The following is a 24,751-nucleotide window of genomic DNA, read 5'->3' as shown; positions in this document are numbered from 1 at the left end:
GCGGGTAGGTGGTCGCCATGGACGAGGATGACGCGGACGCGGCGCTGCGAGCGGCGCTCGACCAGCTGGCGTTCGCCACCCGGAGCGCGGCGGCGCTGTCGAGCACGCTGGACGCGGTCGAGGGGCTCAGGCGGGTGTGCCGCGTGCTGGTGCCGGGACTGGCCGACTGGTCCGCGGCCGATCTGGTGGACGAGGACGGCGTCGTCGAGCGGGTCTGTTTCTCACACCGTGACCCCAACGCGGCCCTGACCGGCCTGACGGGACCGTTGCCGCCGGTGCCGGAGACGGCGACAGGCCCGCTGTCCCGGGTGCTTCGCGGCGCCGGCCCGCTGCTGTTGTCGGCCGGGCGGCTGCCGACCGCGCAGGAGGCGTCCGATCCGCTGCACACGGCAACCATGCAACCGTTCGCGCGACTCGGGGGAGACTCCGTGATCGTGGCACCCTTGCGGGCACGCGGGAGAGTGCTGGGTGCGCTGACCCTGGTCAGGGGCGAGGGACACCCGCCGTGGGGCGAGGCGGACCTGGCGCTGGTCGAGGACCTGACCCACCGCATCGCGCTGGCCCTCGACAACGCCAGGCTCTACGCCGAGACCCAGGCCGTCGCCGAGCGCCTCCAGCGCTCTCTGCTGCCGGACCTGCCCGTCGTACCGGGTCTGCGCATCACCGCCCGCTACTCCCCGGCGCTCGCCACCGCGCAGATCGGCGGTGACTGGTACGACAGCTTCGTCCTGCCGGAAAGCGGTGACACCACTTTGATCATCGGCGACGTCACCGGCCACGATCTGCGTGCCGCCGTGACCATGAGCCAGATCCGGAACATGCTGCGTGGCATCGCCTGCGACCGCCGGGAGCCGCCCGGCATGATCCTGCGCCGCTTGGACGTCGCAGTCGACGCCCTCTACGGCCACCGCACCGCCACCTGTGTGTACGCGCTGCTCAAGGGCCAGGAAGGAGGGCCGTACCAGCTGGAATGGGCGAGTGCCGGACATCCGCCACCCCTGCTGGTCACCGCGGACGGCGGCACCACCTACCTCTGGGAAGCACACGGCCTGCTGCTGGGCGTCGACCCGCACGCCGAACGGCCCAGTGCCGGCCTGCCCCTGCCCGAGGGCAGCACCCTGCTGTTGTACACGGACGGTCTGATCGAACGGCGCGGCGAATCCATGGATCACGGCATGACCCGGCTCCGGCAGCGCGCTGCCGCCCTGGTCGGCCAGGACATCGACGAGCTGAGCGACGAGCTGATGAACGGACTCGTGGCAGGGGCCCACGACGACATCGCCCTGCTCGCCCTGCGACTGCCACAGTCGGGCGACGGCGTCTCGCCCTGAGGCCACGTCGAATGCTCGCCGTACGCGATGTTCCTGCGACCGTGACGCCTACGTGGGCGCGCGCCGGCAAGGAGACAATGCAAGAGCCCGGAGCATGTACGGGCGGCCTGCCGAGCAGCGAGGAGGGCGAGGCGGCCACCCGTGGGCCCAGGAGATCGACACTCACGTCAGTACCCATCCGAGTCCGTCCGGCCAGGCGTCTTGCGGACGCGGTCAACCGCATCGCCGGGCCGGATGAGCGGACCGGCGGCTCGTTTCCCCACCGCGCCCGGGCCGGCGCTCCCCGGCTTCCGGGGCTCCGCCTGTCCGGCAGCACAAGCCCGACGGCTCCGCAGGGCGCGGTCCTCGGCGCGGGGCTGCGCCGCGTACTGGAGATCACCGAGACCGCCATGGGCCATGTGCGGCTCGCCGATGTTCCCGGCACGTGATCCTGCACGCAGGCAGCCGCGCTTGTCACAGCATCCCGCTGCTCGACGAGCTTGGTGCCTTGCTGGGAGCGATCTCGACGCATCACGCCCGGCCCATCGCCGGATTCACCCGCAGCCAGCTCGCGGCCCTGCGCGAAACCGCCGACGTGGCGGGCAGCTGGCTGGCATGACACCGACGCACCGTCATCCCGGACGCCATGGAGGATCTCCAGCGCACAGCGTCCCAGGCGTACTGAGCGGCTGTTCGGCCCGCGCCGGCCTGCCGCCCGGTGCCGGTACGCGGCCTCGGCGGGCACCGGCCCGCGTACATACGGCTTCTCGCTCAGCGCATGACGCAGACGAGAAGGGACCGGCTACGACGTTGTCCCGAGCGGCGTTCCGGTTTGGCCCCGGCGTTTCGTAGCGTGCGTGATCAGCGACCGCCGGAAAGTCTGGCGTGCGACGTTTTGGTCAGATGGCTGCGGGGACACGTTGAGCGGAGGTCGCGTCGCGTGCGGGTTCGGAAGTGAGCTGGCATTCAACTCGTCCGCCCGCCCTGCCGTCCGGCTCAGAACGCGGGCGGCAGAGCTGTTCTGCGTTCAGATGGACCGTGCGGTGGCCAGTGCCTTGTCCAGGGAGGTGCGGATCTCGTCGGGCAGCTGTTCGCTGTGTACCCACTCCACGATCAGTTCGGAGACCTGCCGCAGTTTCGTATTGGTGTGCTGTGAGACCTCCGTAGCACTTGGAATCCCTGCTCGGGACGCAGGCCACCGAGGGCGATGACCACACCGATCGCTTGGTCGACCACGGTGTGGGAGACGACGGCCTCCTGCAGCTGGCTGATTTCGGTCTGCAACTCGCTGATTTTGTTCAGGAGCGGTGTCCGTGCCGGAACCAAGTGCTCCTCGAGCCGCATCGGGGTGCCGTTCAGAGAGTTTTCCATCATGATCACATCCCAGACCGCGGGTCTCCCGCCCGGGTCGCCGATGCCGTACGGAATTGCGAGGACGACAGTTCGACTATTACCCCAGGTTGCCGTTTTCGTGCATCCCGTTCCACGGCGCGCAGCGGCCGGTGGAGTGGAGCTCACTCGGGGTTCAACTCGGCCATGACGGTGGTGCCCTGCGACGACCAGTACCGCTCGGATCGCGGGATGTTCCGTCCATGGTCGCGGGTGCCTGCCGGCGCGCCTGATCCGGGCGGAGGACTGTTCGACCATCAGATACCGGGGCAGGATCACGAGGCCGGGTGTCGTCCTGGCTCGGCTGACCGTCTTCAGAGTCGGTTCGAGGCTCTCCGGTGCCGGCGCGGACGGCCGTGCGTTCGGAGTGCATCAACCGCACCCGGAAGAAGACGTCCTGATCACGGCGTCCCAGAGCATCCCCTCCTCCCGGGGGCCTGCGCACGACCGGTCGCGGCTCCGATTGAGCGCCTGTCGCACATCGCGGCAGGGCATTCGGGTGTGGGGGACTCGGGAGGGGGGACCCGGAGGTGGGCCGCGTTCAGCCAGACCCCCACACCGTCGCCCACCTGCGTCGGGCAGCGACCCGAATCGACCGATTGCAGGCCGCGAGCGCCGACTTCCGCGGGATCTGGGCCGAGCACTAGGTGGCGGTCCGGCGCGCCGACCGCAAAACTCTGCTGCACCCGCGGGTCGGCCGCCTGCTGATGGACTGCGAGACCCTGGTCACTCCCGACCAGGGCCAGCAGTTGCTGGTGCTCACCCCGCCGGACGCCGAGGCTCGCGAGCGGCTGGAACTGCTGCGGGTCATCGGTATCGAGGACACGGCCCACGGAACCGGGCCCGACGGCAGGGTGAAGCGGCCGGCCATGGTAGACCGGCTCGGCATTCGGCGGTCAGGTCGGCGGAGTGGCCGCCCCTGAACTGCGGGATTGCGGGTCGGCTGCGTTGCGGGTCCACGTCAGCCGGGACCGGTGGCCGCCAACGTACCGGCCGCGTGGTCGGCAGGGCTCTGTCCGCAGTTTCGTGAATCCCCAGGTCAGCGGGAACGACGGGCACAGCGCCCACGGCGCGGTGAGGTTCTGTTCGGCAAAGAGGCGTTCCAGAGCAGCCCTGCGGCGCCCGCGTACGGCCATCTGGTCGTGTCGGTGCCCGCCAGGCGCAACAAGTCGAAGGCGACGAAGTGGGCGGGCCACTGCTCGGCGAGCCGGGCAGCGCCGGCACCGCGCCGCTGGAGGCGACCCTGGAGTCGCTCGAAGGCGAGCCTGCTGGATTTCCCGTACGACCAGCTCGCCGTCCAGGGCCGTCGCGTCGGGCAGCTGGACCGCGCCCGGAACGAACCTCGGGGAAGGAGGGTGCGAGGTTCCTGCCCCTGCGAGAGCGCAACACCAAACGCCCGGCATCCAGAGAGAGCAGCGCTCTCCAGCCATCGTTCTCCAGGCTCTGGCGTGTCTCATAAGACATGGGCCCGTCGAGCCGCTTTGTACAGAGCAGCCGTGGCGGCCGCGTCCGCGGGCGAATGCCGGAGCGTGACTGTTCACGGATTGACGCTCACTGCGGCGATTACCAAGCTGGTGGGGGGGCTGTGGAAGGGACTGCGGTCGTGAGTGGTCGACAGAGTGGGCTCACCCGATTGCTGACGGCAGCGGAGACAGCGGCGCCGGCGGACGCCGTCGACGTGATCGCGGAGGACCTGCGGCGGCGTTTCGAGGCCACGAAGGTCTCTTTCCTCATCGTGGACCTGACGGGGAAGGCGGTGGCTCGGCTGTCCACCGCTCCCACTCAGGGTGGGCGGCAGGCCGAGCGGATTCCCCTGTTCGGCAGCGTCTACGAGGAGGTGATCCGTACCCAGCGCCTGTATCAGGACGCGACCGGCGAGGGACAGCGGGTGATCGTGCCCGTCACCAACCGCGGGGATGCGATCGGGCTGCTGGAACTGCTCCTGCCGACCGGCCCTGGCGAGGACGTGCTCGACGCAGTCGGGGAAGCCGCCCACATCCTGGCCTACATCGTGATCGCCAACGGCCACTTCACCGATCTCTACACCTGGGGCAAACGCTCCAAGCCCCCCACCCTGGCAGCTGAAATCCAGTACCAGCTGCTGCCCCTGTCGCTGTCGTGCGAGGCCGCACAGTTCACCCTGTGCGGGAACCTGGAGCCCTCCGAGGACCTCAGCGGCGACACCTTCGACTACACCGTGGACCGCGACACCTTGCACGTGTCGGTGACCGATCCCATGGGCCACGACATGGATTCCGCCCTGGCCGCCACGGTCCTGGTGGGCGCCCTGCGCGGGGCCCGCCGGGCGGGCACCGGCCTGGCCGAACAGGCCCACCGGGCAGACCAGGCACTGATCGAACACGGCCACGGTCATGCCACCGGGCAGCTCCTGCGCATCAATCTCCATACCGGGCGGGCCCAACTCGTCAACGCCGGTCATCCCTGGCCACTGCGCATGCGCAACGGGGCTGTGGAGACGATCACCTGCGAGGTGGACCATCCCTTCGGGCTGTCTGAGCTGACTCCCCACCCGTACCGTGTGCAGGACCTCAACCTGCGGCCCGGTGACCGTCTGCTCATGTTCACCGACGGCATGCTCGAACGTCACGGAGAGAAGGTCGATCTGCCCGCCCTGCTGGCGCGCACCCGGAATTTGCACCCGAGGGAGACCGTGCTGGCGCTGACGTCCGCGGTCCGGGACGCCGCCGACGGCCGGCTCGAAGACGATGCCACCGCCGTCTGCCTGGACTGGCACGGCCCCCAGGAGACCCAGCGGCACGTCAGCGCCGGCGCAGACACCCGGCAAGCCTCAGCCGCACGCACGAAGGACCAGTCGTGACCTAGGTGAACGGTGCCAACGCGAATGAGACATCACGAGGTGTCTCGAGAACCGTCCCACTTCTCCTCGGCGGCCCACCCATCGGGCGGCGCCGGGTCGGAGACGGGGGCCGCGAGCATCGGGTCCGGCAGCGCCCACATGCGCCATGCCTTCCACGCGGGCGCCCCTTCGTGCGGTGCTGCTGGTTCCCCGTTACTCGAGTAGGCCGAGTTCCGTATCCGGTCCGCAGTGGATGCACGGCGCCACGTTCTGCCGCAGGGCATCCAGCGCCTGTTCCCGACTGACCGGCCGACACCGGCCGCTCTTGGCCGCCGCCCAGCACTCGCCGGTGCTCTTGCCGAGTTGCTAGGCCGTCTCTTTGGCAGCCCGCTCCATGACTTGCGGACAACCGTGCACCAGAATGAGGGCTCGAAGCCGTTCGTGCGATGGCCGATGGAGGGCGACCAAAGGCGGGTCACAGGCTGTCCGTCATTGCCGGTCACGAGTGGGCGGGGAGTCATCTCAGTGTCAGCCTGCTCCGGCCAGGTTGGGCGCCGGTTCGGACGAAACCATCCGGCCGTGGTCGGGTCGTGCCGTTGCGCTGGGATCGATGGGACGGTTGTGCAGTGCCGTCCCGGACGGGGGTCTGACTCTTGAGATCTTTGACCGAAGTGTCCAGTCACGGACTTGTCGACTGTCGTTGCGGGATGGTGTCTGCTGTCACCGAGCCACGGGGCGTGTCCCTATAGGGACCTTGCCGACTTCCAGGCGCCATCACGGTTCAGACCGCCCGAGCGGGCCGGTGCCATCCACTCGGCGTGTCACCCCGCGGGAGGCGAACCACCATGACGACCAGACAGCGCAGCACCTCCTCCAGTACGGATCCTCCCGTGCGGAGAGAGGTCGTGCTCGGCGTGGACACGCACGGTGAGGTGCACGTCGCCGCCGTGGTGTCCCCGCTGGGCAAGATCCTGGGCACCGAGTCCTTTCCGGCGACGGTGGCCGGCTACCGGCGGCTGCTCGTGTGGGCCCGCAAGCGGGGGACGGTGCGCCGGGCCGGTGTAGAGGGCACCGGCACCTTCGGCGCGGGCCTGTCCCGCTACCTGCTGGCGCAGCAGGTCGAGGTATACGAGGTGAACCGCCCCGACCGCTCGACCCGTTGGCTGCTGGGGAAGTCGGATCCGCTCGACGCGCAGGCCGCCGCGCGGGCCGTGCTCAGTGGCCGCGCCCGGGCCCGGGCCAAGTCCGGCGACGGTCCGGTGCACAGCGCCCGGATGTTCAAGCTCGCCAAGGACTCCGCGGTCAAGGCCCGCACCCAGGCGATCAACCAGCTCAAAGCCGTCCTGGTCATCGCCGATCCCGCACTGCGGGAACGACTGTCCAGACTGGGCAACCGCGAGCTGTTCCGCACCTGCGCACGCCTCGGCCCAGGCGCCGGCGAGGACGGCGAGAACGCGGTGGCCCAGGCCACCCACACGACCCTGGGAATGCTCGCCGAGCGCATCGAACAGCTCACCGGGCAGATCAATGAGCTGAACCAACGCCTGACCCAGCTCGTCGAACACCACGCCCCACAGCTACTCGTACCGGTGGGCATCGGCCCGGACAGCGCAGTCACCCTGCTGATCACCATGGGAGACAACCCCGAGCGGCTGAACACCGAGGCATCCTTTGCTGCCCTTTGCGGAGTCAGCCCCGTCGAGTATTCGTCGGGCCGGCGGAGCACGCGCCGGCTCAACTACGGCGGCGACCGGCAGGCCAACGCGGCCTTGCACCGCATTGTGTTCACCCGCCTGCGCCACGACCCCCGTACCCAGGCGTACTACGAACGCCGCACCCAGGAAGGCAAGACCCGACGCGAGATCATCCGATGCCTCAAGCGATATGCCGCCCGCGAGGTCTTCAACTTGGTCAGACCGGTTTCCCGCGCCCCTGCGTTATAGGGGCGTCCGTGAGACGTGAGAGGGTCTGGGGCGTGAGTGAGACACCGCCGAACACCCTGCAATACCGCTTTGACGGGCCAGAAGACGCTCCGGTCCTGATCTTGGGTCCCTCACTGGGTACCACATGGCACATGTGGGACCGCCAGGTGCCGGAGCTGACCAAGCAGTGGCGGGTCCTGCGCTTCGACCTGCCCGGTCACGGCGGGGCCCCCGCCCACCCGACCGGATCCGTCGCCGAGCTGGCCACCCGGCTGCTGGCCACGCTGGACTCCATCGGCGCGCAGCGGTTCGGCTACGCGGGCTGTGCGCTCGGCGGTGCCATCGGTATCGAGCTGGCCCTGCGCCACCCCGAGCGGCTCGCCTCGCTGGCGCTGGTCGCGGCCTCGCCCCGGTTCGGGACCGCCGACGAGTTCCGCCAGCGCGGGGTGATCGTCCGTACGAACGGGCTCGACCCGATCGCCCGGACCTCGCCGGACCGCTGGTTCACCGGAGGGTTCGCCGCGGCCCAGCCGGCCATCACCGAGTGGGCGGTGCAGATGGTCCGCACCACCGACCCGGGCTGCTACATAGCCGCCTGCGAGGCGCTCGCCTCGTTCGACGTACGGAGCGAGCTGGGCCGGGTCGGCGTGCCGACGCTCGTGCTCGTCGGGTCCGACGACCAGGTCACCGGGCCCGCCGAGGCCCGCACCCTGGTCGCCGGCATCCCGGACGCCCGGCTCGCGGTCGTCCCGGGCGCCTCGCACCTGGTCCCGGTCGAGCAGCCGGCGGCCGTCACCGACCTGTTGGTGCACCACTTCTCCACCGCCTGGCAGCAGCCCTACGACACCGGCCAGATCGCCCTGCCGGTCGCCCCGGTCAGCCCGGCCATCGCCGCGGCGCCGCACGTCGCGCCGGTCGCCGAGATCGCCCCGGCCGCCGTACCGGCGCAGCCGGCCGCGCAGGCCGACCGGTACCAGACCGGGCTCAAGATCCGCCGGGAGGTGCTCGGCGACGCGCACGTGGACCGGGCGCTGGCCGAGGCCGACGGGTTCGCCGGGGAGTTCCAGGAGTTCATCACCCGCTACGCCTGGGGCGAGATCTGGGACCGGCCGGGCCTGGACCGCCGTACCCGCAGCTGCATCACCCTGACCGCGCTGGTCGCGGGCGGCCATCTGGAGGAGCTGGCCGGCCACGTCCGGGCCGCCCTGCGCAACGGGCTCACCCCGGACGAGATCAAGGAGGTGCTGCTCCAGGCCGCCGTGTACTGCGGGGTGCCGGCCGCGAACAGCGCGTTCCGGGTGGCCCGGCAGGTCATCCAGGAGGAGACCACGCCCGCCGAGTGAGCCGTGCCGTGCCGCGCGAGGCGGGCGGTGGGTCCGGCAGGATGGTGTGACATGAAGCTCACGAAGAAGTCCCACGCCTGTGTCCGCCTCGACAAGGGCGGTCAGACGCTCGTCATCGACCCCGGCGGCTTCAGCGAGGAGGACGCCGCGCTGGGCGCCGACGCCATCCTGATCACGCACGAGCACCCGGACCACTTCGACGAGTTCCGGCTCCGGGCCGCCATGGAGAACAACCCCGCGGCCCGGATCTGGACGCTGAGGTCCGTCGCCGAACGGATCACGGCGGCCTTCCCGGGCCGGGTGCACACCGTAGGCCACGGCGACACCTTCACCGCGGCCGGCTTCGACGTGCAGGTCCACGGCGAACTGCACGCGGTGATCCACCCGGACATCCCGCGGATCACCAACGTCGGCTATCTCATCGACGGCGGCAAGGTCTTCCACCCCGGCGACGCCCTCACCGTCCCCAACCACCCGGTGGAGACGCTGATGTTGCCGGTGATGGCCCCGTGGAACAAGATCTCCGAGGTCATCGACTACGTCCGCGAGGTGCGGCCCCGCCGTGCCTACGACGTCCACGACGCCCTGCTGACCGACCTGGCCCGCCCGATCTACGACCGCCAGATCGGCGCCCTGGGCGGCACGGACCACCAGCGGCTGACCCCGGGGGCGTCCGCGGAGGTCTGAGTCCGTTGTCAGTGGCTCCGGGTAGGTTGTGAGGCATGCGCATCGCCACCTGGAACGTGAACTCGATCACCGCCCGCCTTCCGAGGCTGCTGGCCTGGCTGGAGAGCAGCGGCACCGACGTGCTCTGCCTGCAGGAGGCCAAGGTCGCCGAGGAGCAGTTCCCGTTCGACCAGCTGCGCGAGCTGGGCTACGAGTCGGCGGTCCACGCCACCGGCCGGTGGAACGGCGTGGCGGTGCTCTCCCGCGTCGGCATCGAGGACGTCGTCAAGGGCCTGCCCGGCGACCCCGGCTTCGAGGGCGTGACCGAGCCGCGCGCCATCTCGGCGACCTGCGGCCCGGTCCGCGTCTGGTCGGTGTACGTGCCGAACGGCCGCGAGGTGGAGCACCCGCACTACGCGTACAAGCTCCAGTGGTTCGAGGCCCTGAAGGCGGCCGTGTACGGCGACGCACAGGGCGGCCGCCCCTTCGCGGTCATGGGCGACTACAACGTGGCACCGACGGACGACGACGTCTACGACGTGGCCGCCTTCGAGGGCTCCACCCATGTCACCCCGGCCGAGCGCGCGGCCCTCGCCTCCCTGCGCGAGGCCGGCCTGAACGACGTGGTGCCGCGCCCGCTGAAGTACGACCACCCGTTCACGTACTGGGACTACCGCCAGCTCTGCTTCCCGAAGAACCGCGGCATGCGCATCGACCTGGTGTACGGCAACGGACCCTTCGCCAGGGCCGTCAAGGACTCCTACGTCGACCGCGAGGAGCGCAAGGGAAAGGGTGCCTCCGATCACGCTCCGGTGGTGGTCGACCTCGACGTCTGATGCCACGCTGGGTCCATGAACCTTCCGTTCCTGGGCCACCGGCACAAGAAGAACGGCGACGCGGCGCTCCCCGCCGACCCCGAGGGGATCGCCGCGCTGCTGTCCGAGTGCGAACTGCTCCGCTCGCAGGCGGCCCGGGCGGGCGTCCGCCTCGACGACACCCCGGCTTCCCTGGAGGCCCTGGACCAGCTGGTCCCGCGCTGGCGCGACGACGCCGAGATCCTGCCCTGGCTGGGCAACGACGCGGGACTGTATCTGGGCACGGTCGTGGTGCGCACGGTGCCCGGCGCCGCCTGGCTGATCCGCCCCGACGGCGAGCCCGTCGTACGGCTGGCCTCCGGCCGTGAGGTCGAGGTGGCGGGCGCCGGGCAGGACTGGGCCGCGAGCGGCGTCCCCGAGCTGTCCCAGCTGTACGCGGAGATCGCCGAGAACTGAGCCGGTGTCTCCCCCTGGACACCGGCCAGTTCACGTACACCACGCGGACGCCCCTTTGCGCGGAGGAGTTCCTTCCTGCCGGGAGGCCCATCGCCGCCGACCCTCGACTAAGATGTGCCGTTCTGCATGCTGCGAGACCCCAGGGGGCGGCAGTTCACACGGGCCATGCTCGTCCGGCGGCAGCCGGAGATCACTGCTCGCGCACGGGGACGGACACGTACGACGGGTCGTCCGGGAGCGAGGAGAAGGTCAGCTGCGCGCCGGACGGGTTGTGCTCGATGTACAGCGGGTCGACCGTGTCGACCACCAGCGCGAGGCGGTGCCCGGCGGGTACGTCGTAGGCCGTGGAGAACAGGTCCAGGTCGACGTCGAACGGCTCGCCGGGCGTCCGCGCGTGCCAGGTGTACGGCGCGTTGGTGACGAGCTTGCCGATACCGAGCGGCCCCACGTCGTACAGGTAGGCGACGAACGTGCCGCTCTCCGCGGTCGGGGTCAGCGTGGTGTGCAGGGTGGCCGTGCCGCGCACCTGCTGGGTGCTGCCGTACCGCTCCGACTGCCACACGGCCGCCCAACGGCGCGGCAGCAGCGGGATGGCGGCCATCGGCGGCACCTGGGCGACCTGGTCGAGGATGCTGGAGAGGAAGACGATCCCGCCGTCCGCGCCGGAGTCGACGTTCGCGTGGATGGTGGTGGAGCCCGTGAGCGCGAACTTCCGTCGTGTCGCCTCGACCGACTTCCAGTCCGGGTAGCCCTCGTATCCCCCGGCGCTACGGGACTTCAACTGGACCGGCTGTTCACGGTCGATGCCGTTGTCGGCGCCCTTCAGATAGTGGTCGAACCAGCGCTCGGTGTCCGTCCAGACGTCGTTGGGCAGCCCGAACAGGCCGGTCAGCTCGGCGGTCGCGTGGTCGCCGGGGCGCAGTTCGAGCCGCTTGGGCACGGTCAGCTTCTGGTAGAAGTCGGCGTCCTGGTTGGCCGGGAAGACCGTGTCGCCCCAGGCGTTGGCGAGCATGAGGGCCGCGCCGTTCTTGTTCAGCTGGTCGACATAGGTCGCGGCCGAACGTTTCCGCCCCCAGTCGATCATCTCCTTTTCCCTGGACAGGTCCGAGGCGTAGAAGTGGTCGAAGATGTCCCGGACTTCGGGGCTCTCCCGGCCGGTGAGGGTGGCGGCGCCGTCCAGTACGGCGGCGGCCTGGACGTGCTGGGTGCGGCCCGAGTAGATCGAGTCGATCAGGTCCGACCAGCCGCTCAGCGCGGCCACGGCCTTGATGCGCTTGTCGTGCGCGGCGGCGAGCAGGCTGATCCCGGCGCCGTACGACACCCCGGCCATGCCCACGTGCCGCGGGTCGGACGGGGTGTTGGCGAGGGCCCAGTCGATGACCTTGGAGGCGTCCGCTATGTCCGGCGGACCGGCCACTTCTATCTGTCCGCCGGACTGCCAGAAACCGCGCACGTTGTAGGTGAGCACCACATAGCCGGCGTCGGCGAGCTTCTGCGCCTGGGCGAGGTACTCCACCTGGGGCAGGCCCCAGCTCGTGGGCAGCACGATGAGCGGGTAGCTGTGCGAGCCGTCGGCGCCCGCGGGCGTGACGACGTTCGCCTTCAGCACGGTGCCGCCGTCGCCGGTGATGTCGACGAACCGGAAGGACGGCGTGCCGGCCTGAGCGGCGGGCGCGAGGCCGACGACGCCGCCGGCGATGAGCGCAGCCGAGACGGCTCCTGCGGCGGCGGTGCGCAGAGCGGTGCGACCGTGTCCCATGGGTCACTCCTTCATTGGTCAAGTGCAAAGTGACCCGACGGTAACCGGGACCTCTTACCGCAAGTAACCCGTCGGTAAGTTACGTGCCAGTAAAGTTTGTTGAACGGCTAAGCGGCCGTGTCGGCGGACGCCGTCTCGGGCAGCGGCGTCCGTGCGGCCCGCGTCACGTCCGCCACCAGCTCGGCCACATCCGGGCCGTACGCCTGCGAGTTGACCACCTTCAGCAGCAGTACGAAGGACCCGGTGCCGTACTTGCGGTGCAGCCGCTCGTGGTGGCGGGCGAGATAACGGGTGGCGGCCTGGTTGGTGATGGCGCTCTGGCCGCAGCAGAGGAACACCGGGCGGCTCTGGCCACCCGCGGTGACCCGGGCGAGCAGGACGTACTCGCTGACGCCCCGCTCCATGCGGTAGTGCTCGCCGCCGATCCGGAAGGCGCTGCGCTCGGGCCCGGGCTCCGGGTCGGTGTTGACCGACACCCCCGGCAGCATCGCCGACATGTGAGCGGCCATCCGTCGGCTGGAGGACGGCCCGCCCACACAGAACTCGGTCCGTTCGCCGAAGCCCTGCTGGACCGCGTCCTGGGTGACCACCTGGGCGTGCGCACCGCAGTCCTTGATGAGCGCGGACAGCTCCAGCAGCGCGAACACGTCGAAGCGATGCACCGCCGGTTCGGTGGCGGCCGGGTCGCGGTTGACGACGAGCAGCGACTCCGAGTTCTCCGGCAGCCCGAAGAACGCCTGCTTGCGCCGCAGTTTGCGGCGCCACAGATAGGTGCGGGCGAGCCAGCCCAGCGAGGCCGATATCGCGGTCGCCACCAGGCCCAGGACGATGTTGCGCACGTCGTCGTTCATGGCCGGGCATGGTAGCGGGCCCGGGGAACGGCTACGTACCCGTGTTCGATCTGTGACGGTCGTATGGCGAGTGACCGAGGCGTACTGTCGGTACTACGGCAATCTGGCTACGCTGCGGCGGACTGTCCCGACGGGAGGTTCGGATGGGTCGTCCTGGCACGCGGAAACTGGCGGTCGTCGCGGTCTCGGCCGCGCTGGTGTCGGTGGGGGCGGCGGCGCCACCCGCCGCGACAACGAGCGCCACCCCCACCAAGGTTCCCGTGGCGGTGGGCTACGGCGGCGCGGTCGCCAGTGTCGACGCCGACGCCTCCGCCGCCGGCATCGAGGTACTCAGGCACGGCGGCAACGCGGTCGACGCGGCCGTCGCCACCGCCGCCGCGCTCGGCGTCACCGAGCCCTACTCCTCCGGCATCGGTGGCGGCGGCTACTTCGTCTACTACGACGCCAAGTCCCGCACGGTGCACACCATCGACGGCCGCGAGACGGCGCCGCTCAGCGCCGACTCCGACCTGTTCGTGGAGAACGGCAAACCGCTCGCCTTCGCCGACGCCGTCAGCAGCGGCCTGAGCGTCGGTACCCCCGGCACGCCCGCGACCTGGCAGACCGCGTTGGACGAGTGGGGCAGCAAACGGCTCGGCACGGTCCTGAAGCCGGCCGAGCGGATCGCCCGTGACGGCTTCACGGTGGACGACACCTTCCGCTCGCAGACCGCGTCCAACGAGACCCGGTTCCGCTACTTCCCGGACACCGCGAAGCTGTTCCTGCCGAACGGGCAGCTGCCGGTCGTCGGTTCCACCTTCAAGAACCCCGAACTGGCCCGCACCTACGAGGAGCTGGGCCGCGAGGGCGTCGGCGCCGTCTACCGCGGGGACATCGGCGACGACATCGTCAACACGGTCGAGCACCCGCCCGTGGACCCCGCCTCCGGCTGGAACGCCCGCCCCGGCAAGCTGGAGGAGAAGGACCTCGCCGTCTACCGGGCCAAGTTCCAGGCGCCCACCAGGACGTCGTACCGCGGCCTGAACGTGTACTCCATCGCCCCTTCCTCCTCGGGCGGCACCACGGTCGGCGAGGCCCTCAACATCCTGGAGAACACCGACCTTTCGAAGGCGAGCCAGGTGCAGTACCTGCACCACTTCATCGAGGCCAGCCGCATCGCCTTCGCCGACCGCGGGCGCTGGGTCGGCGACCCCGCCTTCGAGGACGTACCGACCAAAGAGCTGCTGTCGCAGGAGTACGCCGACTCGCGCGCCTGCCTGATCAAGGACGACGCGGTCCTCACCAGCCCGCTCGCCCCCGGCGACCCGCGCCACCCGGCGGCCTGCGGCAAGGGCGGTACGGCGGCCCCGACGACGTACGAGGGCCAGAACACCACGCATCTGACCGTGGCCGACAAGTGGGGCAACGTCGTCTCCTACACGCTCACCATCGAGCAGACCGGCGGCAGCGGCATCACCGTGCCCGGCCGGGGCTTCCTGCTCAACAACGAGCTGACCGACTTCTCCTTCACCCCGGCCAACCCGGCCGTGCACGACCCGAACCTGCCGGGTCCGGGCAAGCGGCCCCGCTCCTCGATCTCCCCGACGATCGTGCTGGACAAGAACAACCGGCCCGTGGTGGCGCTCGGTTCGCCCGGTGGAGCGACCATCATCACCACCGTGCTGCAGACCCTCACCGAGTTCCTGGACCGGCGTCTGCCGCTGGTCGACGCCATCGCCGCACCCCGCGCCAGCCAGCGCAACGCTGCCCAGACGGAACTCGAACCCGCCCTGTACAACGGCGACCTGAGGAAGCAGCTGGAGGCCCTCGGGCACTCCTTCAAGCTCAACCCCGAGATCGGCGCGGCGACCGGCGTACAGCGGCTGCCAGGCGGCAAGTGGCTGGCCGCCGCCGAGAAGGTACGTCGCGGCGGCGGCTCGGCGATGGTCGTGGATCCGGCGCCGTAGGCCGCGGCGTGTCGTAGGAGTGTCGCAGGCCTGCGACCCGGTAGCGCGTCGCAGGCCTACAACTCCGGTGCGGGCGGCTCGGTTTCCTCGGTGGCGGGCGGCGGGGTCTCCTGGGTGCGGAAGTCCAGCCGTCCGTCCCGGACGTCCACCGTCACCCGGCTGCCCTCGGAGATCGTGCCGTTCAGCAGCAGCCGGGACATCTGGTTGTCCACCTCGCGCTGGATCGTGCGGCGCAGCGGCCGGGCGCCGTACTCCGGCTGATAGCCGCGCTCGGCGATCCAGTCCACGGCCGCGTCCGTGAACGCGACCGAGACGCCCTGCCCGTCCAGCAGCCGCCGGGTGCTCTCCAGCAACAGGTCGGTGATCTGCCGCAGTTGCCCACCGGTCAGCTGTTTGAAGACCACGATCTCGTCGATGCGGTTGAGGAACTCCGGCCGGAAGTGCTCGCGCAGCGGCCGCAGGATCTGTTCGCGCCGCGCTTCCTCGTCCGCCGCCGAGCCGCCCGGCCCGAACCCGATCCCGGCACCGCGCCGGGTGATCGCCTCCGAGCCGAGGTTGCTGGTCATCACGATCACCGTGTTGGTGAAGTCCACGGTCCGGCCCTGGGAGTCGGTGAGACGGCCGTCGTCGAGCACCTGCAACAGGATGTTGAAGACATCCGGGTGCGCCTTCTCCACCTCGTCCAGCAGGAGCAGCGAGTACGGGTGCCGGCGCACCACCTCGGTCAGCTGACCGGCCTCCTCGTGGCCGACGTACCCGGGCGGGGCGCCGATCAGCCGGGAGACGGTGTGCCGCTCCTGGTACTCGCTCATGTCCAGCCGGACCATGCGGTCCTCGCTGCCGAACAGCGCCTCGGCGAGCGCCCGGGCCAGCTCGGTCTTGCCGACGCCGGTCGGGCCGAGGAACAGGAAGCTGCCGATCGGCCGGTTCGGGCTCGCGAGCCCAGCACGGGAGCGCAGCACGGCCTCCGAGACCACGGCGACCGCGTCCTCCTGGCCGATGACCCGCTGGTGCAGGTGTTCCTCCAGGCCGAGCAGCCGTTCCTTCTCCTCCTGGGTGAGCCGGCTGACCGGGATGCCGGTCTGCCGGGACACCACCTCGGCGATGGCCTCCGCCGTCACCTCCAGGTCCAGCCCCTCGTCGGCCTTGTCCTCGTCGCTCGCCTCGGCGATGCGCTGCTTCAGCTCGCCGATCCGGTCGCGGAGTTCCTTGGCCTTGTCGTAGTCCTCGCCCGCGACCGCCTGGTCCTTGTCGCAGACCAGCTGCTCCACCTCGCGCTCCAGCGCGCGCACGTCCGCGCCCTTGGTCCGGGCACCGAGCCGGACCCGCGCACCCGCCTGGTCGATCAGGTCGATCGCCTTGTCCGGCAGCCGCCGGTCGGTGAGATACCGGTCGGACAGCTCCACGGCGGCGACCAGCGCCTCGTCGGTGTAGCGGATCTGGTGGTGGGCCTCGTACCGGTCGCGCAGCCCGCGCAGGATCTCGATGGTGTCCTCGGCCGTGGGCTCGGGCACCAGGATCGGCTGGAACCGGCGGGCCAGCGCCGCGTCCTTCTCGATCCGCCGGAACTCCTCCAGCGTGGTCGCGCCCACGATGTGCAGCTCGCCGCGGGCCAGGGCGGGCTTGAGGATGTTGCCCGCGTCCATCGAGCCGCCCTCGCCGCCGGAGCCCGCGCCCACGACGGTGTGCAGCTCGTCGATGAACACGATCAGCTTGTCCGAGTGGGCGCGGATCTCCTCCACGATGTTGTTCAGGCGCTCCTCGAAGTCGCCCCGGTAGCGGGTGCCGGCGACGACGCCGGTCAGGTCCAGGGCGACGACCCGGCGGCCCGCCAGGACGTCCGGGACGTCCGAGTCGGCGATGCGTTCGGCGAGGCCTTCCACGATGGCCGTCTTGCCGACGCCCGCGTCCCCGATCAGCACCGGGTTGTTCTTGCCGCGCCGGGACAGCACCTCGATGGTCTGCTCGATCTCGGTGTCCCGGCCGATGACCGGGTCGATCCGGCCCTGCCGGGCCAGCTCGGTCAGGTCGCGGCCGTACTTGTCCAGCGTGGGCGTGCCGGTGGCGCGCTGCCGCTCCACCCGGACCGGGGTGCTCTCGGGGGCCTCGGTGGGCAGGGAGCCCGCCGAGAAGCGGGCCGCGTTCAGGATGTGGCCGGCCGCCGAGTCCGGATTGGCCGCCAGCGCGCTGAGCACATGCTCCGGGCCGATGTACCCGGCGCCGCTCGCCCGCGCCAGGTCGTGCGCGTCCAGCAGGGCGCGCTTGACGGCCGGGGTCAGCGACAGCGAGGTCGGCGGGGGCACCTCGCCCGGCGGGTGCTGGGGCGGGCCGGCCCGGTCGTCGATCTCCGACGCGAGGGAGTCCGGGTCCGCGCCCGCCCGGCTCAGCAGGCTCCGAGTGGGCTCGGCGGCCACAGCGGCGCGCAGCAGGTGCTGGGTGTCCAGGTCCCGGCTGCCGTGCTCGGCGGCGTACAGGGCGGCCCCTCGGACCAGCTCGCGGGCCGGCTGGCTGAGCAGGCGCCCGATGTCGATGTGGCGCGGCGCGCCACGGGCTCCGCCGGATCCACCGAAGAAGCGGGCCAGGAACTCACCGAAGGGGTCAGGAGGGTAGCCGTCGGTCATGGCATGGGCTCCTTCGCTGACGACATACGGAGCGGCCGGGTAACCCGGTGTGGGTTGCTCATGCCCACGATGTCACGATCTGTGGGGGTGGGCATGTTCGCCCGCGGCCCGCACTCCTCAGGCGGTTTCCCTTGCCGTGAGGATCCTTGGGCCGGAGTCCGTGATCGCCACCGTGTGCTCGACGTGCGCCGCGCGGGAGCCGTCGCTCGTCCTCAGGGTCCAGCCGTCGCCCGCCGCGTAGTAGGCGTCCGTGCCGCTCGCGATGAGCATGGGCTCGATGGCGAGGACCATGCCGGGGCGCAACGGCAGCCCTCGCCCGGGGCGGCCCTCGTTCGGGACCTCGGGGTCCTCGTGCATACGGCGGCCCACGCCGTGGCCGCCGAAGCCGTCGGGGATGCCGTAACCGGCCGTACGGCAGGTCCGGCCGACGGCATGGGCGATGTCGCCGATGCGGTTGCCCACGACGGCCGCCTCGATGCCCGCCGCCAGCGCCCGCTCGGCCGTCTCGACCAGGCGGAGGTCGGCCGGGCGTGGGCGGCCCACCGTGAAGCTGATCGCCGAGTCGCCGGCCCAGCCGTCCAGGGTGGCGCCGCAGTCGATCGAGACCAGGTCGCCGTCGCGGAGCCGGTAGCCGGTGGGGATGCCGTGCACGATCGCGTCGTTCACCGAGGCGCAGATCACGGCGGGAAAGGGGGTCGGGGCGAAGGAGGGGTGGTAGCCGAGGAACGGCGAGGAGGCCCCGGCCTCGCGCAGCACCTCCCGTGCCACCTCGTCCAGCTCCAGCAGGGAGACGCCGACGTCCGCGGCCCGTCGTACGGCCGTCAGGGCCCGCCCGACGACCCGGCCCGCGGCGTGCATCGCGTCGATCGACTTGTCGGTCTTCAGCTCTACCATGCCAATTACTATACCGGTATTTTAATGGGTGGGTCGCGGTGAGGGCCGGTATTAGAATGGGCGCATGGTGCGCACCCCTCTCACCCCCGAAGAACGCGAACGCGGCGAGCGGCTCGGGCGGTTGCTGCGCGAGGCGCGCGGAGGCCGGAGCATGGCCGAGGTCGCCGCGCAGGCGGGTCTCTCCGCCGAGACGCTCCGCAAGATCGAGACGGGCCGGGCGCCGACACCCGCGTTCTTCACCGTGGCCGCGCTGGCCGGGGCCCTCGGGCTGTCGATGGACGAGCTGGTCGCGCGGTGTGCGCTGGTGGTCGCGTGAGGTGCCCGCGCTCTGCCGGAAAACTGTGTGTAGTAGTGCCGTAACACGACTCGTGTTGCCTACCCACCGGAAGGGCCGGCGGTCGGGCGGGAGCTGAGCGATGGCGGTGGATCGACTCCCCGGTGGAGTGCGGGAGTTCGCGAGCTACCTGGACGGTCTGCTGGCGCGCCTGGACCAGGGCGGAGGGTGGAGCGGGGTCTTCTGGCAGCGCGACCCCGACGGGATGCGGGCCTGTCTGGACGGACGTGAGGTACCCCCGTGGGACGTGGTGCAGGCCCTGCTGGAGGATCTTGCCACGGCGTACGGCCCCGCCGCCGCTGCCGCCGAGCGGGAACGCGCCCGCGCCCTGTACCGGGCCGCGCTCACGGCGTACGACGCCCGCCCCGGCGCGCGGGACATCCTGCTCGACCGCCTCGACGTGATGCTCCGCGAACAGCGCTACGCCGCCGAACGCCAGGCCGAACTCACCCGCCTGCTGTCCCCGCCCGCATCCGCGGAACAGGCCGAGTCCCTCCGCCTCGACCTCGCCTGGGCCCAGGACGACCACGAGCGCGCCACCGCGAGGTGCACCGAACTCCAGGCCCGACTGACGGAGCTGGACCGCCGGGGAGCGCCGGACGCGGGTCCACTGCGGCACGGCGGCGAGCCCGGATCCCGTCCCGCCGAGGGCGCTGCGGCCCGGCAACCCACCCCTCCCGTCGTCAACTCGCCCCGGCAACCCACCCCTCCCGTCGTCAACTCGCCCCGGCAAGCCGCCGCCTCCGCTTCCGACGCGGTCCCGCAGCTCCCGCGAGCCCCCCGATCCTCGCCGCGTACCCAAGCCGACAGCCCGCCCTCACCCCAGACCCGAGCCACCACTCCACCCCCAGCCCAGACCCAAGCCAGCACTCCACCCCCGCCCCCGCCCCAGATCCGAGCCACCACTCCACCCCCAGCCGTCCCCGAGCCTCCCCGCACCCCCGCCAAGACCCGCAAACGACGCCGTGGCAGTGCGCGGTTCGCCGGGATGATGGGAGAGGGGGACGTGGCCGAGGCGGGTGCGGCGTCGGCGGTCATGCCGGAGGCGAGTGCGCGCCGTGCGCCGCGTGGGGCGCGGTTCGCCGGGGGCGTGCCGGCGGCCGAGCCCGTGGCGGCCCCCGTCGAAGTGGTGGACGCCGAGACGGGAGCGGCGGTGGCCGGCGTCGTGGAGCGGCTCGCGCGGTTGCGGGGCGAGGGGCGCACCGGGGAGGCGCATGTGCTGCTCGTCGAGATCGCGCAGTGGCCCGTCGGGCGGTTCCCGGCGCTCGCGGACGCGCTGCACCGCGCCGGGCTCGGCGCCGACTGGGCGACGCTGCTGTGGGAGGCCGCCTCGCTGCCCGCGGAGCGGCTGGCCGCGGCCGCCGACGCGCTCGCCGCCGCCGGACGGGAGGCCGACGGGCGGCAGATGCTGCGGCAGGGCGTGGCCCGCCCGGCGGAGCAGATCGGCGCGGCGGTGCTCCGGCTCGCGGGGGAGGGGCGCCGACGTGAGGCGGAGGCCCTGCTCGACGCCTGTGTGCGGGTCCGTACGGCGGAAGAGGCCGCCCGCAGTGTCGTACCCGATCCGCCCCGGCTCGTGCCGTTACTGCTCCGCGCCGCACAGGCCGTCTCCGACGAGCGGCACTGGGATCTCGTGCACGCACTGCGGGTGGCCGGGCACGCGACGTGACCGGTGATCCATGGAGTCATCCCGGTATGCTCCGTTTCACCCCTTCGAGCGATGCCCTCGCTCACCCACCGGAGTGTGAAACGTGATCGACTCCGCGGGTTGACGACGATGGTCTTGGCAAGGGCCTCCCGGAGGCTTACTTTCGTCCCTCTACGGCCCCCTCTACGGGCGTAGAGGCTCTGAGGGTCCCGTCGAAGGAGCAGCTCATGGCCAACGTCGTACGAGCCGCCCTGGTCCAGGCCACCTGGACCGGCGACACCGAGTCCATGGTGGCGAAGCACGAGGAGCACGCCCGTGCGGCGGCCCGGCAGGGAGCCAGGGTCATCGGGTTCCAGGAAGTCTTCAACTCGCCCTACTTCTGCCAGGTCCAGGAGCCGGAGCACTACCGTTGGGCCGAGCCGGTGCCCGACGGGCCGACCGTCCGGCGGATGCGGGACCTCGCGCGCGAGACCGGGATGGTGATCGTCGTCCCCGTCTTCGAGGTCGAGCAGTCCGGCTTCTACTACAACACCGCCGCCGTGATCGACGCCGACGGGACCTACCTCGGCAAGTACCGCAAGCACCACATCCCGCAGGTGAAGGGCTTCTGGGAGAAGTACTACTTCAAGCCCGGCAATCTGGGGTGGCCCGTCTTCGAGACCGCCGTCGGCAAGGTCGGCGTCTACATCTGCTACGACCGCCACTTCCCGGAGGGCTGGCGGCAACTCGGGCTCAACGGCGCCCAGTTGGTCTACAACCCGTCGGCCACCCACCGCGGGCTGTCCGGCTATCTGTGGCAGCTGGAGCAGCCCGCCGCCGCCGTCGCCAACGAGTACTTCATCGCCGCCATCAACCGGGTCGGCCGGGAGGAGTACGGCGACAACGACTTCTACGGGACCAGTTACTTCGTCGATCCCCGCGGGCAGTTCGTCGGCGAGGTCGCGAGCGACAAGTCCGAGGAACTCCTCGTTCGTGACCTCGACTTCGACCTGATCGAGGAAGTGCGGCAGCAGTGGGCCTTCTACCGCGACCGCCGCCCCGACGCCTACGAAGGGCTGGTGCAGCCGTGAACGATCTCTACTCCCGCCACCGCCAGGTCATGCCCGACTGGCTCGCTCTCTACTACGACGAGCCGATCGAGATCACCCACGGCGAGGGCCGCCATGTCTGGGACTCCGCCGGTAACAAGTACCTGGACTTCTTCGGCGGCATCCTCACGACCATGACCGCGCACGCGCTGCCCGAGGTGACCAAGGCGGTCAGCGAGCAGGCCGGGCGGATCATCCACTCCTCGACCCTCTACCTCAACCGGCCGATGGTCGAACTCGCCGAGCGCATCGCCCAGGTGAGCGGCATCCCGGACGCGCGGGTCTTCTTCACCACCTCCGGCACCGAGGCCAACGACACCGCCCTGTTGCTCGCCACCGCCCACCGGCGCAGCAACACGATCCTCGCGATGCGCAACAGCTACCACGGCCGCTCCTTCAGCACGGTCGGCATCACCGGCAACCGCGGCTGGTCGCCGACCTCGCTGTCCCCGCTGCAGACCCTGTACGTCCACGGCGGCGTGCGCACGCGGGGCCCGTTCGCCGAGCTGGACGACCGGGCGTTCATCGACGCCTGTGTCGCCGACCTGAAGGACATCCTGGGGCACACCCGCCCGCCCGCCGCGCTGATCGCCGAGCCGATCCAGGGCGTCGGCGGCTTCACCTCCCCGCCCGACGGGCTCTACGCCGCCTTCCGCGAGGTCCTGAAGGAGCACGGCATCCTGTGGATCGCCGACGAGGTGCAGACCGGCTGGGGCCGCACCGGCGAGCACTTCTGGGGCTGGCAGGCACACGCTCGCAGCGGCCCGCCGGACATCGTCACCTTCGCCAAGGGCATCGGCAACGGCGCCTCGATCGGCGGGGTGATCGCCCGTGCCGAGATCATGAACTGCCTGGACGCCAACAGCATTTCGACGTTCGGCGGCACCCAGCTCACCATGGCCGCCGGTCTCGCCAACCTCACCTACCTCCTCGAACACGACCTCCAGGGCAACGCCCGCCGGGTCGGCGGCCTGCTCATCGAGCGGCTGCGGGCCGTCGCCGCACAGCTGCCGGGAGTCCGGGAAGTGCGGGGACGAGGGCTGATGATCGGCATCGAGCTGGTCAGGCCCGGCACCGACGAGGCCGATCCGCAGGCGGCCGCCGCCGTGCTGGAGACGGCCCGCGAGGGCGGGCTGCTCATCGGCAAGGGCGGCGGCCACAACACCAGCGCCCTGCGCATCGCCCCACCGCTGTCGCTCACCGTCGCGGAGGCCGAGGAGGGCGCGGCGATCCTGGAACGGGCGCTCAGGAGTACGTACTAGAGAACGGCGGTACGGCCATGACCACCACCTCGGAGACCCGGTACGGCTGGGAACCCGCCCTCTCCGTCCGCCAGGTGCTCACCCTGGAACGGGTGCTCGCCGGAGAACCCGAGGTGGTCGCCGGTGCCGGGCAGCTCGACCGGCCGGTGCGCTGGGTGCATGTCGCCGAGGCCGCCGACGTCGGGGTGATGCTCAGCGGCGGCGAGATGGTGCTCACCACCGGCGTGCTCCTGGCCGGTGACGAGGCCAAGCAGGCCGAGTACATCCAGTCGCTGCACCGGGCGGAGGCCGCCGCCGTCGTGCTCGGCCTCGGGCGGGCCTTCCCGGCGCCGCCCGAGGTGATGCGCCGGGCCGCCGAGCGGTGCGGACTGCCGATGGTCGTCCTGCACCGGCCGTTCCCGTTCGCCGAGCTCACCGAGGAGGTCCAGTCCCGGCTGGTACGGCGGAAGTTCGCCGCCGTCAGCCTCTCGGAGACCGTACGGACCGAACTCACCGCCCTGATCACGGCCGGTGCCCCGCTGCAACGCCTGCTGGACGAGGTCGCCCGGCACAGCGGCTGCCCGGTCGTGGTCACCAACCTCGCCCACCGCGTCCTCGCCACCGCCGGCGAGCGGTCCGCGGTGGACGACGTGCTGCGCGACTGGGAGAGGGTCTCCCGGCAGGCCGGCGCCGGCGCCGAAGGCGGCTGGATCAGCGCGGAACTCGGCGGCCGCGGGGAGCGCTGGGGCCGGCTGCTGCTGTGCGGCTACCGGGGCGACACGGCCACCGGGCGGCTGCTCGCCGACCGGGCCGCCGAGGCGCTGGTCCTGCACCGCATGCTGGGCGGCGGCTCCGCACACTCCTGGGAGGAGGAGTCCGCGCAGAGCCTGCTCACCGACCTGCTCTCCGGAGTCGTACCGGCGTGCCGGCTGCTGCCCAGGGCGCGCGCGGCCGGGCTGCCGGTCAACCGGCGCACCTTCGTCCCGCTCGTCGTCCTCGGCCGCGCCCCGGACGAACTCGACCGGGTGCTACGCCTGTTGGGGATGTCCGGGCTGGTCGCCGAACTCGCCGACGGCCGGGCCGCCGTACTGCTCAGCCTCGCCCGCGACCAGGACGCCGACGCCCTCACCGCCCACTTCGCGGCCCGGCTGCGCGCCGGGTCAGGGGCCGTGGTCGCCGCCAGCGCCCCCCGTACCGGCTGGGACGACGTGCCCGCCGGGCTGCGCGAGGCCCGGCATGTCGCCGACGCCGTCGCCGACTCCTCGGCCGCCCTCGACCTGCCGGACGTGGTCCGCCTGAAGGACGTACACCTGCGCGGGCTGGTCCGGCTGCTGCGCGACGACCCGCAGGTGCAGTCCTTCGCCGAGCGGGAACTGGACGGGCTGCTCTGCGAGTCCGAACCCGAGTTGCTGAACGTCCTGCGGACCTATCTCGCGACCGGCCGCAACAAGTCCCGCACGGCCCAGCTCCACCATGTCTCACGGCCCGCCCTCTACCGCCGCCTGGAGGTCATACAGTCCCGCCTCGGCGTCGACCTGGACGACTTCGAACAGGCGGCCTCCGTGCACATCGCGCTCCTCGCGCATGACGCGCAACAGGGGTGAAACATACGACGACCTGCGAAAACGGCGGTGAAACATGGGACCCGGCACA

Annotated in this window: 20 protein-coding genes and 2 pseudogenes; 16 read left to right on the top strand and 6 right to left on the bottom strand. The window is 71.2% G+C overall.

The features are described 5' to 3' along the window. Nucleotides 1–17 precede the first annotated feature (17 nt). The 3 genes from ACZ5NH_RS25795 (at nucleotide 18) to ACZ5NH_RS25785 (ending at nucleotide 1,929) form a co-directional block, all read left to right on the top strand. Complete coding sequence (locus ACZ5NH_RS25795) at nucleotides 18–1,331, top strand: PP2C family protein-serine/threonine phosphatase (protein WP_468778396.1); 1,314 nt, start codon at nucleotides 18–20, stop codon at nucleotides 1,329–1,331. A gap of 77 nt (nucleotides 1,332–1,408) precedes the next feature. Then, on the top strand, nucleotides 1,409–1,759 hold the full coding sequence (locus ACZ5NH_RS25790) for a hypothetical protein (RefSeq protein ID WP_468778395.1): 351 nt from the start codon (nucleotides 1,409–1,411) through the stop codon (nucleotides 1,757–1,759). Continuing rightward, nucleotides 1,756–1,929, top strand: a complete 174-nt coding sequence (locus ACZ5NH_RS25785; RefSeq protein WP_468778394.1) for a GAF domain-containing protein — start codon at nucleotides 1,756–1,758, stop codon at nucleotides 1,927–1,929. The genes ACZ5NH_RS25790 and ACZ5NH_RS25785 overlap by 4 nt, the downstream gene beginning before the upstream one ends. Before the next feature lie 494 nt (nucleotides 1,930–2,423). On the opposite strand, the gene ACZ5NH_RS25780 is transcribed toward ACZ5NH_RS25785, so the two are convergent. Then, nucleotides 2,424–2,684: an ANTAR domain-containing protein gene (locus tag ACZ5NH_RS25780; RefSeq protein WP_468778459.1), complete on the bottom strand. Its 261-nt coding sequence runs from the start codon at nucleotides 2,682–2,684 to the stop codon at nucleotides 2,424–2,426. A gap of 548 nt (nucleotides 2,685–3,232) precedes the next feature. On the opposite strand from ACZ5NH_RS25780, the pseudogene ACZ5NH_RS25775 reads away from it, so the two are divergent. Together ACZ5NH_RS25775 and ACZ5NH_RS25770 are read left to right on the top strand one after the other, a co-directional pair. Then, nucleotides 3,233–3,538, top strand: a pseudogene (locus ACZ5NH_RS25775) (MmyB family transcriptional regulator); the annotation flags it as partial. A gap of 764 nt (nucleotides 3,539–4,302) precedes the next feature. After that, nucleotides 4,303–5,538 carry a PP2C family protein-serine/threonine phosphatase gene (locus tag ACZ5NH_RS25770; protein WP_468778392.1) on the top strand — a complete coding sequence of 412 codons (1,236 nt, stop codon included), beginning with the start codon at nucleotides 4,303–4,305 and terminating at the stop codon, nucleotides 5,536–5,538. Between the two features lie 192 nt (nucleotides 5,539–5,730). Here ACZ5NH_RS25770 and ACZ5NH_RS25765 read toward each other — a convergent pair. Next, nucleotides 5,731–5,856, bottom strand: a pseudogene (locus ACZ5NH_RS25765) (DUF6233 domain-containing protein); the annotation flags it as partial. 506 nt (nucleotides 5,857–6,362) lie between these two features. On the opposite strand from ACZ5NH_RS25765, the gene ACZ5NH_RS25760 reads away from it, so the two are divergent. The 5 genes from ACZ5NH_RS25760 to ACZ5NH_RS25740 are packed head-to-tail and all read left to right on the top strand — an operon-like array spanning nucleotide 6,363 to nucleotide 10,719. Further along, nucleotides 6,363–7,460 carry an IS110 family RNA-guided transposase gene (locus tag ACZ5NH_RS25760; protein ID WP_468778391.1) on the top strand — a complete coding sequence of 366 codons (1,098 nt, stop codon included), beginning with the start codon at nucleotides 6,363–6,365 and terminating at the stop codon, nucleotides 7,458–7,460. Nucleotides 7,461–7,492: 32 nt separating this feature from the next. After that, on the top strand, nucleotides 7,493–8,782 hold the full coding sequence (pcaDC, locus tag ACZ5NH_RS25755; RefSeq protein WP_468778389.1) for a bifunctional 3-oxoadipate enol-lactonase/4-carboxymuconolactone decarboxylase PcaDC: 1,290 nt from the start codon (nucleotides 7,493–7,495) through the stop codon (nucleotides 8,780–8,782). A gap of 51 nt (nucleotides 8,783–8,833) precedes the next feature. Then, nucleotides 8,834–9,469: an MBL fold metallo-hydrolase gene (locus ACZ5NH_RS25750; RefSeq protein ID WP_388633611.1), complete on the top strand. Its 636-nt coding sequence runs from the start codon at nucleotides 8,834–8,836 to the stop codon at nucleotides 9,467–9,469. 35 nt (nucleotides 9,470–9,504) lie between these two features. Further along, a complete protein-coding gene (locus tag ACZ5NH_RS25745) occupies nucleotides 9,505–10,284 on the top strand; it encodes an exodeoxyribonuclease III (RefSeq protein ID WP_468778388.1) in 780 nt (259 codons plus the stop codon). A gap of 15 nt (nucleotides 10,285–10,299) precedes the next feature. Next, nucleotides 10,300–10,719 carry a DUF6278 family protein gene (locus tag ACZ5NH_RS25740; RefSeq protein ID WP_450985200.1) on the top strand — a complete coding sequence of 140 codons (420 nt, stop codon included), beginning with the start codon at nucleotides 10,300–10,302 and terminating at the stop codon, nucleotides 10,717–10,719. A gap of 190 nt (nucleotides 10,720–10,909) precedes the next feature. On the opposite strand, the gene ACZ5NH_RS25735 is transcribed toward ACZ5NH_RS25740, so the two are convergent. Both ACZ5NH_RS25735 and ACZ5NH_RS25730 read right to left on the bottom strand, forming a co-directional pair. Next, complete coding sequence (locus ACZ5NH_RS25735) at nucleotides 10,910–12,478, bottom strand: alpha/beta fold hydrolase (protein WP_468778386.1); 1,569 nt, start codon at nucleotides 12,476–12,478, stop codon at nucleotides 10,910–10,912. A gap of 107 nt (nucleotides 12,479–12,585) precedes the next feature. Beyond that, entirely contained in the window at nucleotides 12,586–13,329 is a 744-nt protein-coding gene (locus ACZ5NH_RS25730) for a hypothetical protein (protein ID WP_468778384.1), read from the bottom strand. 143 nt (nucleotides 13,330–13,472) lie between these two features. On the opposite strand from ACZ5NH_RS25730, the gene ggt reads away from it, so the two are divergent. Beyond that, nucleotides 13,473–15,275 carry a gamma-glutamyltransferase gene (gene ggt, locus ACZ5NH_RS25725; RefSeq protein WP_468778382.1) on the top strand — a complete coding sequence of 601 codons (1,803 nt, stop codon included), beginning with the start codon at nucleotides 13,473–13,475 and terminating at the stop codon, nucleotides 15,273–15,275. Between the two features lie 56 nt (nucleotides 15,276–15,331). On the opposite strand, the gene ACZ5NH_RS25720 is transcribed toward ggt, so the two are convergent. Continuing rightward, nucleotides 15,332–17,896, bottom strand: a complete 2,565-nt coding sequence (locus ACZ5NH_RS25720; RefSeq protein ID WP_468778380.1) for an ATP-dependent Clp protease ATP-binding subunit — start codon at nucleotides 17,894–17,896, stop codon at nucleotides 15,332–15,334. 117 nt (nucleotides 17,897–18,013) lie between these two features. Further along, nucleotides 18,014–18,790 (bottom strand): type I methionyl aminopeptidase, encoded by a 777-nt coding sequence (gene map, locus ACZ5NH_RS25715; protein ID WP_468778379.1) that lies wholly within the window; start codon nucleotides 18,788–18,790, stop codon nucleotides 18,014–18,016. A gap of 64 nt (nucleotides 18,791–18,854) precedes the next feature. Between map and ACZ5NH_RS25710 the strand changes: the two genes are divergently transcribed. The 5 genes from ACZ5NH_RS25710 (at nucleotide 18,855) to ACZ5NH_RS25690 (ending at nucleotide 24,702) form a co-directional block, all read left to right on the top strand. Next, nucleotides 18,855–19,106 (top strand): helix-turn-helix domain-containing protein, encoded by a 252-nt coding sequence (locus ACZ5NH_RS25710; RefSeq protein WP_388633634.1) that lies wholly within the window; start codon nucleotides 18,855–18,857, stop codon nucleotides 19,104–19,106. 100 nt (nucleotides 19,107–19,206) lie between these two features. Further along, nucleotides 19,207–20,790: a hypothetical protein gene (locus ACZ5NH_RS25705; RefSeq protein ID WP_468778377.1), complete on the top strand. Its 1,584-nt coding sequence runs from the start codon at nucleotides 19,207–19,209 to the stop codon at nucleotides 20,788–20,790. A 206-nt stretch (nucleotides 20,791–20,996) separates the two neighbouring features. Further along, nucleotides 20,997–21,839 carry a nitrilase-related carbon-nitrogen hydrolase gene (locus tag ACZ5NH_RS25700; RefSeq protein WP_388633640.1) on the top strand — a complete coding sequence of 281 codons (843 nt, stop codon included), beginning with the start codon at nucleotides 20,997–20,999 and terminating at the stop codon, nucleotides 21,837–21,839. Further along, a complete protein-coding gene (locus tag ACZ5NH_RS25695; protein WP_468778375.1) occupies nucleotides 21,836–23,119 on the top strand; it encodes an aspartate aminotransferase family protein in 1,284 nt (427 codons plus the stop codon). The genes ACZ5NH_RS25700 and ACZ5NH_RS25695 overlap by 4 nt, the downstream gene beginning before the upstream one ends. A gap of 17 nt (nucleotides 23,120–23,136) precedes the next feature. Then, nucleotides 23,137–24,702: a PucR family transcriptional regulator gene (locus tag ACZ5NH_RS25690; RefSeq protein WP_451555463.1), complete on the top strand. Its 1,566-nt coding sequence runs from the start codon at nucleotides 23,137–23,139 to the stop codon at nucleotides 24,700–24,702. The last annotated feature ends 49 nt before the right edge of the window (nucleotides 24,703–24,751 follow it).

Source organism: Streptomyces sp. NPDC031426 (assembly GCF_055581585.1).
The sequence above is the reverse complement of the archived record's forward strand: the minus strand, read 5'-3'. Positions and strand labels throughout refer to the sequence as shown.